Below are 17,600 nucleotides of genomic sequence, written 5' to 3' on the forward strand. Positions count from 1 at the left end.
GCCCACGCCGCGCACCGTGGCCATGCGCACGTTCCTGCCGTGGCAGTTGCTCCGGTTCGCCGCGATCAACCTCAAGATGCTGCGGATTCTCTGGCGCAATCACCACGCGCACAGGTGAACACGGGTAGCTGGTCCCGGGTACCGGGTACCGGGTACCGGGTACTCGGTGACGGGAGTCGGGAGTCGGGCGTCGGGAGTCGGGCGTCGGGAGTCGGAATGCTCTCTGAGCCTTGAGCCCTGAGCCTTGCCCCCTGAGCCTTGAGCCTTGAGCCCTGAGCCTGAGTCCTACCGTACCCGCTCGCTGAAGTCGCCGGTGGCCGGGTCGCGGAGGATCAGCTTGGCGCGACCGTCGGGCAGCAGTTCGCGCTTGATCACGAGGTGGCCCTCGAAGCGCTCGACGTCGACCGAGATCCGCGGCGTCTCGCCGCTGCGCCAGTCGGGCAGGGCGACCGGTTCCCACTGGCGACTGCGCGCCGAACGGTAGGCCGCGTCCATCACGGCGTTGACGACGCAGCCGTCGTGGAACGTCTCCTGGGGCGTCCGCCCGGTCTCCATCGCGTCGAACATGTCCGTGAACATGTCGACGTACCCCAGTTCCGCGACCTCGTCGCCGACGGGGAACAGCCAGCCCTCGGCGGTTTCGGCCTTCTCGGCCACGTAGCCCTCGCGCTTCGCAGCCGTGAACATCTCGTAGCCGGTGCGCAGGAAGTGATTCAGCCAGATGGTGCCGTGGGTGCCGGCGACCTCGTCGCGCAGGTCCATGCCGCCACGGAACGTCCAGCTCACCTCGAACTGCCCGAGCGCCCCGGATGCAAAGCGGATCAGGGCGACGGCGTTGTCCTCGGCGTCCACCGGATGCACCAGCGTGTCGGCCCAGCACATCACCTCGATCGGCCGATTCCCCTTGCCGACGAAGTTCCTGATGATCTCGATGCAGTGGCAGCCGAGGTCGATGATGGCGCCGCCGCCCGTGAGCCGGTCGTCCCAGAACCATGCGGCGTGGGGCCCCGGGTGCGCCTCGCGCGCCCGCACCCATGTCACGTCGCCCACCGCGCCCTCGCGCACGGAGGCGATGGCCTTGAGCGTCTTCGGCGTGTAGCAGAGGTCCTCGAGATAGCCCGCAAAGACACCGGCCTGCTCGACCACCTGCAGCATGCGCCACGCCTCGTCGGCCGTGCGGCCCAGCGGCTTGGTGCACAACACGGCCTTCCCCGCCTTCGCGGCGAGCGTGACGGCTTCCTCGTGCAGATGATTGGGCAGGGCCACGACGACGACGTCGGTTTGTGGATGGGCGATCGCGGCTGCCATGTCGGTCATCGCGTGCGGGATGCCCCACCGGGCCGCGAACGCCTCGGCGCGCGCCTGCTGCCGCGAGTAGATCACGTCCACGTGGTCGCGACTGCGCTGCGCGTGCAGGGTCCGCGTGTAGAAGTCGCCGATGAGGCCGGTGCCGAGCATCGTGATCGAGTGACTGCGCATGGGGGACAAACTATACGGGCTTGGGGCTTGGGGCTTGGGGCTTGGGGCTTGGGGCTTGGGGCTTGGGGCTTGGGGCTTGGGGCTTGGGGCTTGGGGCCTTCGGGCCTTGGAGCCTTGGGGCTTCTAGTTCCCGGCATTCCCGGCATTCTCGGCATTCCCAGCATTCTGGTTGTACGCTGTGCCCCATGCACGACCTCCCCTCCCGTCCTGCGGCAGGCGCAGCCGCGCCCGCGGGCGCCCCGACCGGTGCCGGGCCGGCGACGCCCACCGTCCGCAACGTCGCGGTCGACGCGTATCGCGGCTTCGTGATGTTCCTGATGATGGCCGAGGTGCTGCGCCTGGCGGCGGTCGCGGCCGCCTATCCCGGGAGCTGGCTGCTCGGCGTGCTGGCCTTCCACCAATCGCACGTGCCATGGGCCTGGGCCTCGCTCCACGACCTGATCCAGCCGTCGTTCTCGCTGCTGGTGGGCGTGGCGCTGCCCTACTCCTTCGCACGGCGACTGGCCACCGATGGCTTCCCGAAGGCCTTCGCGCATGCGTTGTGGCGGTCGCTGCTGCTCATCGCCCTCGGCGTCTTCCTGCGCTCGGTCGGGCGCACGCACACCAACTTCACCTTCGAGGACACGCTGTCCCAGATCGGCATGGGCTACCCGTTCCTGTTCCTCCTGGCGACGCGCTCGACGCGGACGCTGTGGACAGCCCTCGGCGTGATCCTGACTGGCTACTGGCTCGCCTGGGCGCTCTACCCGGTGCCCGGCCCCGGCTACGACTACGCCGCCGTCGGCGTGCCGGCCGATTGGGCGCATCACTACTCCGGCTTCATGGCGCACTGGAACAAGAACGCCAACCTGGGCCACGCCTTCGACACGTGGTTCCTGAACCTGTTCCCGCGCGAGACGCCGTTTGTCGCCAACCGCGGCGGCTACCTCACGCTCAGCTTCATCCCGACGCTCGGCACGATGCTGCTCGGCCTCATCGCAGGCCGACGGTTGCGCGAGGCCTCGCCCGCCATTCCCCTCAGGTGGCTGCTCGTGACGGGCACGGCACTGCTGGCCGGCGGCGTGGTGCTGCACGCGCTCGGCATCAACCCGGTCGTCAAGAAGGTGTGGACGCCGGCGTGGACGCTGTTCAGCGGTGGCCTCTGCTACCTGCTGCTGGCCGCCTTCTCCTGGGTGATCGACATGCGTGGCTACAAGCGGTGGGCGTTCCCGCTGATCGTGATCGGCCTGAACTCGATCGCGGCCTACCTGATCGCGCACCTCTGGGAGGGCTTCATCGTCTCGTCGTTCAAGACGCACCTCGGGCAGGGCATCTTCGAGAGCTTCGGCGCCGGCCCCGCGCCGTTCGTGGAGGGCGTCGCCGTGCTCGGGGTGTATTGGCTCACCCTGTACTGGATGTACAAGCGGAAGCTGTTTCTCAGGATCTGAACGGCAGTCGGCAGTCGGCAGTCGGCAGTCGGCGGTCGGCAGTCGGCAGTCGGCAGTTGGCGGTCAGCAGTGACCATGCGCGCGTGGAAACAGGCGTGCGGGCTCGGGCCGTGACGCGCGGAACGTGTCGGCGCCTCGGGTCGTCAACTCAGGCATGTCGACACCCCCGGCGGGCGCCGGTCCAGCGCCCGCCCGCACACACGTCATGCGGATCGTGCTCCTGCTGGCATTCATGGCCGGCGCACTGGGCCTCGGTCTCTTCGTCGGTCGATCGATGGGCCGCAATCCGGCCTTCGATGCCGCCATCCGGGACATTGGCGCACCGACGATGCTCCTCGGCATCCCGCTTGCGGTGTGGCTCGTCATCCTCGTTCACGAGCTCGGGCACGTGCTTGCCGCGCGCCTCTGCGGGTGGCGCTTCCTCCTGCTCCTGGTCGGCCCGCTACGGGTGGTGCGCGGGGGACGCGGCCTCGCGTGGTCGTTCAACCGGGCGTGGCCGACCTGGGGTGGCCTTGCGGCCTCGCTGCCCCGCGAGGGCGCAGACGTCACGCGCGAGATGCTGGCCGTCGTCCTCGGCGGGCCGCTGGCAAGCCTTGCCCTGGCGGGCACGGGCCTGCTCCTCTCGCGGTCTGACGGCCCCCTCGCGCCCTGGGGCTTGCTGGTGGGCGTCACGAGCCTGCTCATCGCCGCGGCCACCATGTTGCCCATGAGCAGCGGCGGGTTCCAGAGCGACGGCGCGCAGGCGCTCGCCCTGGTGCGGGGCGGCGACGCACCAGCCCGCCGTGCGCGACGGATGGCGTTGATACTGAGGACGATGGCGGGGCAGCGCCCGCGCGACACCGACCCGGCCGAGTTCACCGACGCGCTCGCCGAAGCGACCGAGCCTCGCGACCAACTCGCGCTCTGGCTCCCGTTGCTCCATGTCCACGTCGATCGCGGGGACCTCGACGGCGCCACCCGCGCGGCTCGTGAGGTCGGCGCCCGCATCCAGGTGTTTCCCGACGGCATGCGACAGATGGTCGCCCTGGATCTCGCCTGGTTCTGGGCCCGGCACGGTCGTGACGCGGCGGCCGCGCGCGACTGGCTGGCGCAGGCATCGGGCGGCTTCGTCGACCAGTACCAGCGACCGCTGGCGGCCGCCGGCCTGGCCTGGCTCGAAGGGCGCGACGACGAGGCCCGCGAGGCCCTCGCCGCCACACGACGGGCCCTGCCGCGGGCGATGGATCCCGGTGCCGCGCAGGCCATCGCGGACCAGGTCGACGCCCTCGCGCAGGATCTGGCCGGCCCGCGGCCTTGATGCGCCTGGCGGCCCCTCACCGCGGCGTTCGGGTCAGCAGGGACCGCTGCCGCGTGATCCGCCAGCGGACGCCGACCCAGAAGCCGAGTCCGTAGCCGACCAGGAGCGCACCGGCGGCCATCGACCCGGCGATGCCGGCGCCGGTCCACGCCGCGGGCGCTCCCGTGCTCCACGCCGCCCACACGCGCCAGGCGCCGTACGCCAGGCGCCCCGCCACCACCGCTGCCAGCGACAGCGCGAGCCATCGATTGGGCGTGAACGCGATCACGCCGTCGTGGTGATCCCAGCGGCTGAGTGCCGCACCGATCGCGCCGACCAGCACGCCTCCGAACAGTCCACCCGACGCAGCGAGCAGCGCAGACGGCACCCACAGACTGCTGATGGCGGCCCCGACCACGAGGAGGCCGGCTGACAGCGTGAACACGGCGACCTGGAGCAACGCCACCCACGATCGCGCGCGCTGTCGACGACTGCCGACGCGATACCGCTGGACGACCGAGAGCGGCACGAGCACCACCGCGGCCACCAGGAACACCCCGACGAGGCCGAGCACGAGCAGCGGCATGCCCCAGCGTAGTGGCGCTCGGCGCGCCGGCCAAGCATGGCCGGAGCCTGCAGGGCATGGCGCCCTGCGCTGTCAGGTTCGCCGACCGGTCAGCCGACCCGCTGCCACGTGCACCGCACGAATGGCTGTGCCGCGCCCCAGGGCGTCAGGTGCGTGAAGCGCGCCGCCGCCCGGAGTTCGAAGTCGTCCGACAGCACACGCGAGAGCTCCTCGAGGCTGCGACGCTGCACGGGCAGGCCGCTGCACTGCTCGGGGCCGTGCTCATCGAAGGTGGCCAGCACCACGTGACCGCCATGGCCGACCGAGGCGCGCAGCCGAGCCAGGTACGCGGCCTGCTGCGCGGGGTCGACGAGGAAGTGGAACACCGCCCGGTCGTGCCACACCGCGAAGGGGGCGCGGGGCCACGGCGGCTCGTCGGAGGCCATGGGCACGCCCACGTCGGCCGTCAGCCAGTCGACCAGGCCCTCGGCCTCGCCGAGGCGCGCGCGCGCACGCTGCAGCGCCTGCTCGCTGATGTCGACGACGCTGACGTTGCGGTAGCCGAGCTCGAGCAGCAGGTCGACGAGGCGCGACTCGCCGCCGCCGACGTCGACGATGGGCGAGTCGACCCACTCGGCCACGTCGAGGATGGCCTCGAGCGCTCGCAACGGCGCTGGCTCGTGCCAGCTGCACTCCTCGGCGGGCTTCGAGGTGTAGATGCGGTCCCAGTGGGTGGTCAGGGCGGGGACGTCGACGCGAGCCGACTCGGACATGGCGCCAGTATGCCCCGCACGGGCACGCGCCGAAAGGGCCTCGCGCACGCCAACACCCTTCGACAGGTCGCCACCCCACCACTGCGACACATCGACAGGCCGGCGACGCTACGGCTTGACGATGATCCCGTGGTGCAGCGCCATGTAGTACGGCAGCAGGAAGGAGGTGCCGTCTGCAAGCCGCGTCCCACGCCCTGCGTAATCGAGGACGTACGGATCGACGTTCCAGTGGAACACCATGCGCTCGTCGACCGGCAGCACCTTGCCGTCGCGCGTGAGCAGGCCGGCCGCGCGCCCGCCGTCCGGGCGGACGTGCGATGGCAGCGGCTGCACGTCGAGCCGGTGCGCGTTGCGCAGGCCGTGATCGACCAGGTCCACGGGGAAGCGCCGCAGGGTGTCGACCGTGTCGGGCACCCATTCCTCGTCCTTCGGGGCGAGCGAGTCGGTGCCGAAGGCGTCGGTGTACGCCATCCCGCGCAACGAGATGCCGGCAACGAGGTTGAAGAAGGGGTTGCGCTCGGGCCGCTCGAGCCGCCAGTAGTCGCGCAGCGAGCGCGCCGCAGCGGCACGGACCACGGCGTCCGTCTCGTACTTCAGGAGATGGTAGTAGTTCATGAAGGCCATCTCGTCGTCGGACTGGTTGCCGCCGCCGACGCCGGAGGTGACCTTCGGAAACAGCAGGTTGTTCGCGTAGCCGTGCCGCGTGACCAGCTCGCGCGCGGCCGTGTCGTAGCGCGCATCACCCGTCATGTGGTGCGCCACGCGCAGGTACGTGAGCATCGACAGGCTGTTGAGGCCGCGCTCCTCCATCCATCGCGGGCTCAGGTTGAGCGCCGCTGGGCCGAAGACCGCCCAGCGCGTCGGCGTCCCGTCGTGGTCCTGCAGCGTGAAGTCGTGCGACAACAGGTGGTCCGTGATGCGGCGGACCACGGCCGCGACCTCGGCACGTTCGGCGTCGTCGCGCGCCACGAGGTCGTGATAGAGCGCGTAGAAGAAGTAGTGCCCGTCGAGCTCGTCCGAGCTGGTGTCGGTCTTCCAGAACCACTGCCCGTCGGCGCTGCGTGGCCAGCGCGGCGAGAGCACCTTCCAGTAGGCGTCGCGCTCCTTGTGCTTGCGGTCGGCCTCCGGCGTGTAGGCCGTGCCATTCGGATCGGGGCCGCTGGTCGGCAGGATGCTGCGCGCCGGGAACCCGTCGTCGACGGCGGGGGTGCCGCCCCGCGTGACGTCGACGAGGAAGCGCAGCGCCTCGAAGGCGCGGCGGGCCCGCTGCCGAGACGTCTGGCTGCGCGTGGCCGCCCACGCGAAGGCCTGCGCCGCGCCGTACATGCCCGTCCACAGGCCGTCGTTGTCGTTGTCGGTCGTGTATGCCGTGGCGCGGTCGCCCGGCGTGCGCAGGTGTGCCTCGACCACGTACCCGTAGGGCGTGCGCCGATGATGGCGGTCGATGTCGGCGTCGTAGGCCGTCGCCTTCGCGGCGAGCGTGGTCGGTGTTGTGCCGATACCACCCGTGCCGGCCGGGGTGTCGAACCACGCCGTGCCCGAGGCATCCACGGTGACGCGACGAATCTCGTCGTGTGGCAGCCAACGGCGGCCCTGTCGGTACTCGATGGTGCCGTCGGCGCCGAGGCGCACGGCGCCGTCGACCGTGCCGACCCACACGCCACCGGCCTGGATCCCCGCCAGGGACGTGATGCCGAGCACGGGCAGGCCGCGTCGCGGATCGATGAAGCGCCAGCGCCCGCCGGCGTCGCGCGTCGCCACGCCCTGCGAGGTGCCCACCCACAGGCTGCCCGCACCATCCCAGGCAATCGCGGCGATGGACGCGGGAGACCAGCCCTCGGTGTCGTCGCCGATCCGCACCGGCGACCACTGCCCCGACCGCCACTCACGCAGTTCGGCGCCCACGACGATGGCGTGCCGACCGTCGGGCCCATGGGCGATGTGCAGCGTGCCGGCCGGCACGGCGGGCGACGCGGCGCCAGGACTCGCGGCGGCTGGGGCCGGGCCCGCCACCGCGCGCTGCTGCGGGAAGGGCGCATCGGCCACGGACTGGGCGCTGCCGGGCGTGGCCAGGCAGGCGAACGCGAGCGCCACGGCGCCGCCGACGCGGGCGCGCCACGAGCGCGCCCGGCAAGAGTGGGTGGGCATGGTCGCCGATGCTAGCGCATCGTGCGAATCAGGCGACGGCCCTGGCCAGCCGCAGCGCCTCGATCGCCGCGCCGCGCGCACCGGCCGTGTCGCCGTTGGGCATGATGCGGATGGGGATGTCGGCCTGCTCCTCGCGCTGCACGGGCATGCCCGCACGAATCTCGCCGAGGAACCAGGCCTGGAAGTCGGCCGAGGCTTCGATGGCGCCTCCCCCGACGATGAGGGCGTCGGGGTCGAACGTGTTGACCATCTGGTCGAAGAACAGCCCGAGGGCGTGGGCCTGCGCGCGGAAGATGTCGCGGCACATGGCGTCGCCCCGCTCGGCCATGCCGCGCACCTTCTTGGCCGCGTCCTTCGGATCGAGCGCGGCGAGTTCATGTCCGGGGTACTTCGCGAGGAACGTGGGCAGCAGCGTGCGCCGGATCGCGGTGAGCGAGCACACCGACTCGAGGTCGCCGACACGGCCGCAGTTGCAGGGCGGGTCCACGTCCTCGAGGCCCTTGATGCGCTGCGTCGGGATCAGGACGTGGCCGCACTCTCCCCCGAAGCCGCCGCGCCCCGTCACGACCTTGCCGTCGACGATGACGCCGCCGCCGAGGCCGGTGCCGACGATCGCCGAGATGGACGTGGCCGGGGTGCTGCCGAAGATGTTGTAGTGGCCCCAGAGCGCCCCGGCGTTGCCGTCGTTCAGGTAGCACACCGGCTTCTTCAGGCGCACGGTGAGGTTGCCCGGCAGGTCGAAGCCTGCCCAGTTCGGGTGGACGAAGTTGGTGGAGCCCTTCGCGCTCAGCACGCCCGTCGCGCTGGCAGGCCCGGGGGTGTCGAGGCCGACGGCAATCACGTCGGCCGGCGAGGCGCCCACCCGAGCGACCGCGATGGCGAGGCCGTCCTCGATCTGCTGCAGGCACACGTCCGGGCCCTCGACACTGCGGGCCGGGTGTTCACAGAGGTCCTCGATGAGGAAGCGTCCGTCGAGATCGATGAGCGTGTAGTTGACGGCCGTGCCGCCGAGGTCGATGCCCGCGATGAGCTGCATCGGCACAATTCACCAGAAAACGGTGCGGCTGTCGAGGAGAAAGGCCCTCGGTGCTGCGGGAACTCGCCGTATCATGTCCGTCGATCCAGGGGAGTCATCCGGGGAGGGTGCATGAGGCACGAGAAGCGTGGCGCGCGGAGGCGTGCCCTCGGCGTGGTCGGCGTGGTCCTGGCGGCACTCGTGCTGATGACCACCGGCGCGCGGGCGCAGGAGGTGGGCGCCCAGAAGAACTGGAAGCGACTCGAAACGCCGAACTTCGACATCGTCGGCACGGCCGGTGAACGTGACCTGCGGGGCCTGGCCGATCGCCTCGAGCAGTTCCGGCAGGCGATGGAGCAGATCTTCCCCGATCTCAAGAAACCGGCGGCGCGTCGGGCGCGCGTGGTGGCCTTCGGCAACCAGCGCGCGTTCGAGCAGTTCTCCCCGCCAAGGCCGCCCAACGCCCCGCGCATCAGCGGCTACTACCTGCCCGGCGAGGACATGAGCCACATGGTGCTCAACCTCGAGGATCTCGAGACCCACATGCCGGTGCTGTACTGGGAGTACGTGCACCTGCTGATGGACGACCAACGCGGCGCCCTCCCCCTGTGGGCCAGCCAGGGCCTCGCCTCGTACTTCGCCACCTTCCAGGCCGCGTACAACCGCGAGCAGGCCTACGTGGGGCGCCCTGACGAGGCGTACGTCACGTTACTGCGGCAGTCGTTCCTGCCACTGCCAGCGGTGATCGCGGCCACGCGCGAGTCCCCCGAGTACACCCGCAAGGACCGGCGCGACATCTTCGAAGCCGAGTCGTGGGCCCTGATCCACTACCTGTTCCTCGGCAACCAGCAGCGCTACGCCGCGAAGGCACAGACGTTCGTCGCGGTGCTCGCGGCGGGGCGCCCGCTCGACGCGGCGGCCCAGGAGCAGTTGGGCGTGCCCGCGGCACAGCTCGAGCGGGAGTTGCGGGCCTACATCGATGTGGGGCGGTTCATGCAGCAGGTGGTGACCTTCGACGAGCGGCTCACGAAGATCGCGCGCCTGCCCGTCACCGCGATCCCGGAGGCCGATGCCCATGCCCTGCTCGGCGACCTGCTGCAGCGCCTGGACCTCGGCGCCGCCTCGCAGGCCCAGGTGGCGCGGGCGCTGGCACTGGATCCCGGCTGCCCCGTCGCCAACGAGGTCCAGGCGCGCAGCGCCCTGAAGGAGGGCCGCCACGCCGACGCGCGGACGTTCCTCGAGCGGGCTGCGGCGAGCGACCGGGCGTCGTCCATGACGCACTACCAGCTCGCAGCCGTGCTCGAGGACGACCTGCAGGCGGCGAGCAGCGGCGACGCACGCGCGCTGCAGCAGCGCCAGGAGCAGGCCGTGCGCCGCAGCATCGCCCTGAACCCCGCCTTCGCCGACGCCCATCACCTGCTCGCCCTCGTGCTGGCCCGAGACCCGGCGCGCACCGGCGAGGCCATCCTTGCCGAGCAGCAGGCGCTCACGCTCGTCCCCTCGCGCGACGTGTACATCCTCGGCCTCGCGCAGTTGCGCGCCCAGGCCAACGATGTGGCGGCCGCCAAGGCGCTCGCGCGGATGGCCGCCACCCGGACGCGCGACGACGCCCTCAGGTCGGACGCGACGGGACTGGCCGCAGAGCTGGAGGCGTACCAGAAGCACCAGGCCCGGATCGCCGCCGCGGAGCGGACCCACGGCGTGAAGGTGAGTGATGCCGGCATGTCGTTCACGCAGACACGGCCGCGCCTCGCGCCAGACTTCATCAGCGCTGCCGCAGGTCAACGTCGCGGCTTCGGGTACCTGGTGCGGGTCGAATGCAGCGCAGGCGCGCCGACCTACGTCGTGGACGTGGAGGGCACACTCGTCAGGCTGACCGCAGCTGCCCCGGCTGCCCTCAAGCTGGTGACCTTCCGCGAGGACCTCACGGGCGACCTCGGATGCGGCCCGCGAGCGACGCTCGATGCGCTCTACGCGACCTGGCAGCCGGCGCCAGACGAGGCAACGCCGGGCACGGCCGTTGCCCTCGAGTTCGTGCCGCGCGGGTACGTGCCGCCACGGTGATCGCCACGCGAACGTGGCCATACGGAAACCGTACGGCCGCGTCCGTCACCAGGTGTTCAGCTCGATCAGGACGAGGTGTCGGTGAGGGCGCGCGCCGCCGCGACGAGCTGGGCGCCCGTGTGCGGCTTGCGCAGGAGGCCTGAGATGCCCCGCTCGTAGATCACCTCGGGGGCCAGCATGTCCACGAGGCCCGACACGAGCAGCACGCGCATGCCCGGCCGCAGCGCCAGCACCTCTTGCGCAAGCTGCAAGCCCGACATCTTCGGCATCGTGTTGTCGGTGACGAGCAGGGCGAAGTCGTCGGGCTGTTGGCGGAACTCCTCGAGCGCCTTCAAGCTCGAGGAGAAGGCCGTGACCCGGAAGCCCGCATTCTCGAGCTGTCGACGGCTGAGCTCCTTGATGGCCTCCTCGTCGTCCACGAAGAGGACGTGCGGCCCAGTGGCCGTGTCCGGAGACACGACCGGCGCGAGAGCCGGGGCCTCCGCCGCCGGCAGGTAGACGTGCACCGTCGTGCCGACACCGACCCGGCTGTCGATGTGCACCAGACCGCCGGCGGCCTGGGCGATGCCATGCACCACCGAGAGGCCGAGGCCGGTCCCCTTCCCCACGGGCTTGGTCGTGTAGAAGGGCTCGAAGGCATGCTGCCGCGTCTCCTCGCTCATGCCCGGGCCGGTGTCGGAGACCGACAAGCGCGCGTAGAGCCCGCCGATGGCGCCAGGATGCGCCGCCAGGAAGGCCTCGGTGGCCCTGAAGGGCGCCAGCGACACGTCGACGCACCCGCAGGCGTCGCCGATGGCCTGGGCGGCGTTGGTCACCAGGTTCATCACCACCTGCTGCATCTGCGTGCCATCGGCCCGTACGGCAGGCGCCTCGTCGGCGCTGCGCCAGCGGATTTCGATGAGCGAGGGGATCGTGGACCGCAGCAGGTCGACGGCCTCGCGGCAGGGCGCCGCCAGGCTGGTCGGCCCCCGCTGCGGCTCGCTGGGCCGGCTGAACGCCAGCATCCGGAGCACGAGTTCCTGCCCACGCGCGGCAGCCTTCCGCACCTGGTCCAGGTCGGCGCGGACAGACGGATCAGTGACGGCGTCGGACGCGAGTTCGGTGTAGCCGATGATGCTGCGCAGCAGGTTGTTGAAGTCGTGCGCGATGCCGCCGGCCAGCGTGCCCACGGCTTCGAGCTTCTGGGCCTGGCGCAGCTGGGCCTCGAGGGTCCGGCGCGCGCTGATGTCGACGATCGACGTGAGGATGCGCAGGCCGTCGGGGGTCTGCACGGGATTCAGGCCGATCTCGATCGGGATCTCCGTGCCGTCCTTGCGCAGGCCGTACAGGTCTCGTCCGGCACCCATGCGGCGCGCCTGCGGCGCCCCGTGGAACGACTGCCGGTCTTCGGCATGCCGCTGCCTCAGCCGCTGGGGGACGAGGGCGTCGACCGGCCGCCCGATCAGTTCGCCTGGGCCGTAGCCGAAGAGCCGCTCGGTTTCCTTGTTCGCGAGCAGAATCGTGCCGGCGTCATCGGTCACCAGCTTGCCGCTCGGGGACGACTCGAAGGCCAGCTTGAAAAGGTCGAGAGACGGCGTCTTCATGGCGATGGACCTCTGGAGCCTGGGCCAACCGGTGAACCGCGCGCGACTGTCGCAACAGGACCTTCGAGCTTACCATTCACTATCGCCCCGCAAGGCCCGGTTCTGCAGCGTTCCGGTGTCATCAATCGTCACGATTTGGTCAGGATTGCGCGCGATTTCGCACACCGAAGCCGAACAGCTAACCAAGGACATCTCATGAGCCGCCACATCCTCATCATCACCGGCGACGCCGGCGAGAGCTTCGAATGCCTGTACGCCAAGCAGCGCTTCCAGGAGGCTGGCTGGGTGGCCGACATCGCGGCGCCCAGTCGCCGGCGCCTCCACCTGGTGATTCATGACTTCGAGCCGGGCTGGGACACGTACATCGAGAAGCCCGGCTACGGCGCCGAGTCGGACCTCACGTTCGACGAGGCCGACCCGGCCGGGTACGAGGCCATCCTCGTCCTCGGCGGGCGCGCGCCGGAGTACCTGCGCCACGACCCGCGCGTGATCGGCCTGGTGCGGGCGTTCGACGCGGCCGGCAAGTGGGTGTTCGCCATCTGCCACGGCGTGCAGGTGCTGGCCGCGGCCGGCCTGATCGCGGACAAGCGCGTCACGGCGTACGTGAACTGCCGCTGGGAACTCGAGGCGGCCGGGGCGACCTACGTGGCCACCGAGCAGGCCGTCCGCGACGGGCGTCTGGTGACGGGCCAGACGTGGGAGTCACACCCGGAGTTCTATCGCGAAGTGTTCGCCTGCCTGGGCTAGAAGGGGCTGCAGGCCACAGGCGACAGGCTGCCAGTAGCCCGTCGCCTGTAGCCCGCGGGTTGACCAGTGGGCCGGGCTCGGAGCGCCGGCTCTACCGGGGGCTTGGGCGATGCCTCGGAGAGGCGGCCCGACCGTCGAGGACAGGGCGACTCGGAGCGCCGGGCTCGTTGCCCCGCTTCCGGATTTCCGGCACGGCGGAAACATCCCCCCTCCCCCGGGGGGAATTTCCACACTGAAGTTCCGCGCCGTGCGGCCGATTGCCAATTCGGTGGCAATCCGGCGTGTGCCGACTCGGCACACGCCATGCATTCTCTCGGGTCAGTCACGGGTCTCTCGGGCCCGTGCCACCCAGGAGGGTGCGTATGTCGGTCTTCCGCACCATCGTCGCCGCCATCGACTTCAGCGAAACCTCGGACGACGCGCTGCGCGTCGCTTGCGAACTGGCTGCCACACACGGCAGCGCGCTTCACCTGTTGCATGTCATCCCCGACGCCCGCCAGCAGGCATGGAGCGTGGAGGCACCGGGGCTCGACTTCTCGGCGCTGCAGCAGGAGAGCATCGCCGACGCCGAACGCATGCTCGCCGCCCGGACGCTGCCCGTCACGGTCGGCATCCCGCAGATCGTCCGGACCGTCGTGGCCGGACTGCCGGCGGCACGCGAGATCGCGCAGTACGCCGCCAGCCACGGTGCCGACCTGATCGTCGTCGGCACGCACGGCTATGGCCCGGTGCGGCGCCTGGTGCTCGGCAGCGTCGCCGACCGCGTGGTGCGCCTGGCCCCGTGCCCCGTGCTCACGGTGCCGCATCACACCCTCCGCGCCACGACCCCGGTGTGGGCGCCTGCCCACGAACAGGAGTTGACGGCGCTATGAGAGCCGACGCCATGTCCGCGACGTCCATGTCTGGTGCCGCCTGGTGGCAGGAGGAACCGATGATCCAGCTCCGCCGCAGCGTTCCGGAGTGGCGCACGGTCGTCATGGATGCGTATGCCATGCAGCCGTCGCTGAGCCTGACGCGCCCGCAGGGCCAGCGCCTGTGGGGTATGGATGCACCGACGTGCGGGTACGTGCTCGACAGCCTGGTGGACGCGGGCGTGCTGACCCGCACCTCGGGTGGGCACTACTGCCGGGCCGACGTCCTGCGCACGCTCGACCCCGTGTTCGCCATGTAGCCTGGCCTGCGATGCCGGCCGCCGAAGGGCCGTGACCGCTGTCGCATCGGGCGAGGCGGCAGGCAGCCACGGCGGCGCGCCGGAGTGCCGCGACGGCGGAATCGCCGCCTCCGGCGCCCCCTTTCCTGCCGGTACCCCCTGCCGGCGGGCTCCCGGCATCGCCCCGAGCCCGAAGCCTGACGAGGTCGCGTCAGACTTCGGGCTCATTCCACGCCACGAGCATCGAGGGCAACGTCAGCGCCAGGAGCTCGACCGCCCAGAAGAGGGCGTGCAGATGACGCGCCTGCAGGGCGAGTTGCACCCGGCGCGCATCCACCGCGAGGTACAACCCCAGCAGCACCACCGCGGTGAGGCCCGCCAGCAGGACGTAGGCCTTCCGGTAGTAGCCGTTGCGCACCTGCCGCATGCGTTCGTCCACGTAGGCGTCCGGCAGGTCAGCGATACCGCGCACCACGCGCTGCAGCCCCCACCACGCTCCGAAGGCGGGCACCAGCATCACCACGACGAGCCACGACCGATCGAGCAAGCACGCGGTGGTGACGCCCACGATGCTGGCCAGCGTCGCCAGGACGAAAGCGCGTCGCCGCGCGCGTGGCCGCAGCCAGTCGAGTCGCCGATCCTGCAGCAAGGCATCGGCGTGCAGGGCGACAGGATCGGCTGGCGTCGAGGCGCCGGGCAGGAAGGTCTCAGGGCTCATGCGTGTTCTCCGGGGGTCTTGTAGAGGACCGTGCTCATCGGGGCGAACGGCTGCGTCGAGAAGATCGCCTCGACGGGCAGCGTGAAGTACTCGGCGATGCGCAGCGCAAGGGCAAGCGTCGGGCTGTACTCCTCGCGTTCCAGATAGCCGATGGTCTGGTAGTGCACACCGACCGCATCGGCCAGGTCCTGTCGGCTGATGCGCCGCTCGGCGCGCAGCACGGCGATGCGGTTGTGGACGTGATCGGACGGGGCCTTCGTGGGGCGGGCCATGAGCGGCGTCACCTCGGGTGGGCCAGCGGGCTCGCGGACCCGACGCCGACGCACCAGGAGGCGTGTCGGTCGCGTTCCATGGCCCCACCTGGCCCTGCGGCACTGGCTTGGAAGCAGTAAGGATTCATTACGTAGCATTAATACTACTTTACGAACTTCAACTACAACATGTTTCCGCATGAGCATGACGTCGTGCCGGTGCGCAACTCGACGCCAGGGCGGCGACGAGAATCCGCCCCGCGATTCCGCGCGGCGGGTACACTAGGCAGATTGCCCGGCGCAAGGCCGGACGTTCGCTACTGCCTAACCGTTCATGTCCGACGCCACCAGCAACGCCAGCCCGGCCCCAGCCGCGCCGCTGGACTTCATTCGCCAGATCGTCAGCGAGGACCTCAAGGCCGGTCGTCACGGGGCGCGCGTGCACACGCGCTTCCCGCCCGAGCCGAACGGCTACCTCCACATCGGCCATGCCAAGTCGATCTGCCTGAACTTCGGGGTCGCGTCCGAGTTCGGGGGCCTCTGCAACCTGCGCCTCGACGACACGAACCCGACCAAGGAGGACGTCGAGTACGTCGACTCGATCCGCGCGGACGTCCGCTGGCTGGGGTTCGACTGGGACACGCGCGAGTTCTACGCCTCGGACTACTTCGAGCAGATCTACGACTGCGCCGTCGCCCTGATCCGCCGCGGCCTCGCCTACGTCGACGACCTGACGGCAGACCAGATCCGCGAGTACCGCGGCACGCTGACGCAGCCCGGGCGCAACTCGCCGTTCCGTGATCGCCCGGCCGACGAGAACCTGTCGCTGTTCGAGCGCATGCGCGCCGGCGAGTTCCCGGACGGGTCGCACGTGCTGCGCGCGAAGATCGACATGGCGTCGCCGAACATGAACATGCGCGACCCGACGCTGTTCCGCATCCGGCACGCGCATCACCACCGGACCGGCGATCGCTGGTGCCTCTACCCGATGTACGACTTCGCGCACGCGCTGTCGGACGCCATCGAGGGGATCACGCACTCGCTCTGCACGCTGGAGTTCGAGGATCACCGGCCGCTCTACAACTGGATCATCGAGCAGTTCCCCGACCTGCCCGGCGACCCCCAGCAGATCGAGTTCGCGCGCCTGAACCTCACCTACACGGTGATGAGCAAGCGCAAGCTGCTCGAACTGGTGGAGAAGAAGATCGTGTCCGGCTGGGACGACCCGCGCATGCCCACCATCTCGGGGATGCGTCGCCGTGGCTACACGCCGACGTCCATCCGCGAGTTCTGCGCGCGCATCGGCGTGGCCAAGAACGAGAGCCTGATCGACGTGGCGCTGCTCGAGCACAGCGTCCGCGAGGACCTCAATCGCGTCGCACCGCGCGCCATGGCGGTGCTCAAGCCGCTGAAGATCGTCATCGAGAACTACCCCGAGGGGCAGGTCGAGATGATGGAGGCGATCAACAACCCCGAGGACGAAGCCGCCGGCACCCGCCAGGTGCCGTTCTCGCGTGAGCTCTACATCGAGCAGGACGACTTCCGCGAGGTCCCGCCGAAGAAGTTCTTCCGCCTGTTCCCGGGCAACGAGGTCCGGCTTCGCTACGCCTACATCATCCGCTGCGAATCGGTGGTGAAGGACGAGGCCGGCGAGGTGGTGGAGTTGCGCTGCACCTACGACCCCGACACGCGCGGGGGATCGGCGGGCGAGCAGCGTCGCGTGAAGGGCACGCTGCACTGGGTGTCGGCGCCGCACGCAGTCCGCGCCGAGGTGCGCCTCTACGATCGGCTGTTCACGACCGAGCAGCCCGGCACCGACGACACGCGCCACTTCACCGAGGAGATGAACCCGCACGCGCTCGAGGTGACCGACGCCCTCGTGGAGCCCTCGCTGGGCGACGCGACTGCCGGCATCACCTGGCAGTTCGAGCGCCTGGGCTACTTCTGTGCCGACCCCGATGGCACACCCGGACGCCCGGTCTTCAACCGCACCGTGACGCTACGCGACTCGTGGGCGAAGATCGAGAAGGCGAACGGGTAGGCATGGCGCATGGCGCATGGCGCATGCCTCATGCTTCATGCTTCATGCTTCATGCTTCATGCTTCATGCTTCATGCTTCATGCTTCATGCTTCATGCTTCATGTAGAAGGTAGAAGGTAGAAGGTAGAAGGTAGAAGGTAGAAGGTAGAAGGTAGAAGGTAGAAGGTAGAAGGTAGAAGGGCTTGGCGGCGTTCCCGGCATCGCAGCATCGCGGCATGCGGCCTGACGCGCCACAGGCGCGTCAGGCCGCCGCTGGCGCGTAGCGCGCGAGCATCTCGGCCAGCGCCTCCCGGCGCACGGGCTTGGCCAGGTAGTCGTTCATCCCCGCGGCGAGGCAGTGTTCGCGGTCGCCCGCGAGCGCGT

Annotated in this window: 15 protein-coding genes; 7 read left to right on the forward strand and 8 right to left on the reverse strand. The window is 70.2% G+C overall.

What is annotated here, in order from left to right:
• Positions 1–285: 285 nt before the first annotated feature.
• Positions 286–1,479 (reverse strand): Gfo/Idh/MocA family protein, encoded by a 1,194-nt coding sequence (locus ACIRDX_RS13200; RefSeq protein WP_396625899.1) that lies wholly within the window; start codon positions 1,477–1,479, stop codon positions 286–288.
• 185 nt (positions 1,480–1,664) lie between these two features.
• On the opposite strand from ACIRDX_RS13200, the gene ACIRDX_RS13205 reads away from it, so the two are divergent.
• Together ACIRDX_RS13205 and ACIRDX_RS13210 are read left to right on the forward strand one after the other, a co-directional pair.
• A complete protein-coding gene (locus ACIRDX_RS13205) occupies positions 1,665–2,906 on the forward strand; it encodes an acyltransferase family protein (RefSeq protein WP_396625900.1) in 1,242 nt (413 codons plus the stop codon).
• Positions 2,907–3,111: 205 nt separating this feature from the next.
• Entirely contained in the window at positions 3,112–4,203 is a 1,092-nt protein-coding gene (locus tag ACIRDX_RS13210) for a site-2 protease family protein (RefSeq protein WP_396625901.1), read from the forward strand.
• Positions 4,204–4,219: 16 nt separating this feature from the next.
• Here ACIRDX_RS13210 and ACIRDX_RS13215 read toward each other — a convergent pair whose 3' ends face one another.
• From ACIRDX_RS13215 to ACIRDX_RS13230, 4 genes are all read right to left on the reverse strand, one after another.
• On the reverse strand, positions 4,220–4,768 hold the full coding sequence (locus ACIRDX_RS13215; protein ID WP_396625902.1) for a hypothetical protein: 549 nt from the start codon (positions 4,766–4,768) through the stop codon (positions 4,220–4,222).
• A gap of 89 nt (positions 4,769–4,857) precedes the next feature.
• Positions 4,858–5,520, reverse strand: a complete 663-nt coding sequence (locus ACIRDX_RS13220; RefSeq protein ID WP_396625903.1) for a class I SAM-dependent methyltransferase — start codon at positions 5,518–5,520, stop codon at positions 4,858–4,860.
• Between the two features lie 108 nt (positions 5,521–5,628).
• Complete coding sequence (locus ACIRDX_RS13225; protein ID WP_396625904.1) at positions 5,629–7,668, reverse strand: hypothetical protein; 2,040 nt, start codon at positions 7,666–7,668, stop codon at positions 5,629–5,631.
• Positions 7,669–7,696: 28 nt separating this feature from the next.
• A complete protein-coding gene (locus ACIRDX_RS13230; RefSeq protein WP_396625905.1) occupies positions 7,697–8,704 on the reverse strand; it encodes an ROK family protein in 1,008 nt (335 codons plus the stop codon).
• Between the two features lie 111 nt (positions 8,705–8,815).
• Here ACIRDX_RS13230 and ACIRDX_RS13235 point away from each other — a divergent pair, with 111 nt between their 5' ends.
• Entirely contained in the window at positions 8,816–10,747 is a 1,932-nt protein-coding gene (locus ACIRDX_RS13235) for a hypothetical protein (RefSeq protein WP_396625906.1), read from the forward strand.
• Between the two features lie 65 nt (positions 10,748–10,812).
• Here the strand turns inward: ACIRDX_RS13235 and ACIRDX_RS13240 are convergent, their stop codons facing one another.
• Positions 10,813–12,330: an ATP-binding protein gene (locus ACIRDX_RS13240; protein WP_396625907.1), complete on the reverse strand. Its 1,518-nt coding sequence runs from the start codon at positions 12,328–12,330 to the stop codon at positions 10,813–10,815.
• 195 nt (positions 12,331–12,525) lie between these two features.
• Here ACIRDX_RS13240 and ACIRDX_RS13245 point away from each other — a divergent pair, with 195 nt between their 5' ends.
• From ACIRDX_RS13245 to ACIRDX_RS13255, 3 genes are all read left to right on the forward strand, one after another.
• Positions 12,526–13,077, forward strand: coding sequence for a DJ-1/PfpI family protein (locus ACIRDX_RS13245; protein WP_396625908.1), 552 nt, complete (start codon positions 12,526–12,528; stop codon positions 13,075–13,077).
• A 362-nt stretch (positions 13,078–13,439) separates the two neighbouring features.
• Positions 13,440–13,949 (forward strand): universal stress protein, encoded by a 510-nt coding sequence (locus tag ACIRDX_RS13250; protein WP_396625909.1) that lies wholly within the window; start codon positions 13,440–13,442, stop codon positions 13,947–13,949.
• 11 nt (positions 13,950–13,960) lie between these two features.
• A complete protein-coding gene (locus tag ACIRDX_RS13255) occupies positions 13,961–14,248 on the forward strand; it encodes a hypothetical protein (protein ID WP_396625910.1) in 288 nt (95 codons plus the stop codon).
• 190 nt (positions 14,249–14,438) lie between these two features.
• Here ACIRDX_RS13255 and ACIRDX_RS13260 read toward each other — a convergent pair whose 3' ends face one another.
• Both ACIRDX_RS13260 and ACIRDX_RS13265 read right to left on the reverse strand, forming a co-directional pair.
• On the reverse strand, positions 14,439–14,945 hold the full coding sequence (locus ACIRDX_RS13260) for a hypothetical protein (RefSeq protein WP_396625911.1): 507 nt from the start codon (positions 14,943–14,945) through the stop codon (positions 14,439–14,441).
• Positions 14,942–15,217 (reverse strand): helix-turn-helix transcriptional regulator, encoded by a 276-nt coding sequence (locus tag ACIRDX_RS13265; protein WP_396625912.1) that lies wholly within the window; start codon positions 15,215–15,217, stop codon positions 14,942–14,944. The genes ACIRDX_RS13260 and ACIRDX_RS13265 overlap by 4 nt, the downstream gene beginning before the upstream one ends.
• A 313-nt stretch (positions 15,218–15,530) precedes the next feature.
• Here ACIRDX_RS13265 and ACIRDX_RS13270 point away from each other — a divergent pair, with 313 nt between their 5' ends.
• Positions 15,531–17,237 (forward strand): glutamine--tRNA ligase/YqeY domain fusion protein, encoded by a 1,707-nt coding sequence (locus ACIRDX_RS13270; protein WP_396625913.1) that lies wholly within the window; start codon positions 15,531–15,533, stop codon positions 17,235–17,237.
• Positions 17,238–17,600: the final 363 nt, after the last annotated feature.

Origin of the sequence: Luteitalea sp. (assembly GCF_044337415.1) — a bacterium.
Classification (GTDB): Bacteria; Acidobacteriota; Vicinamibacteria; order Vicinamibacterales; family Vicinamibacteraceae; genus Luteitalea.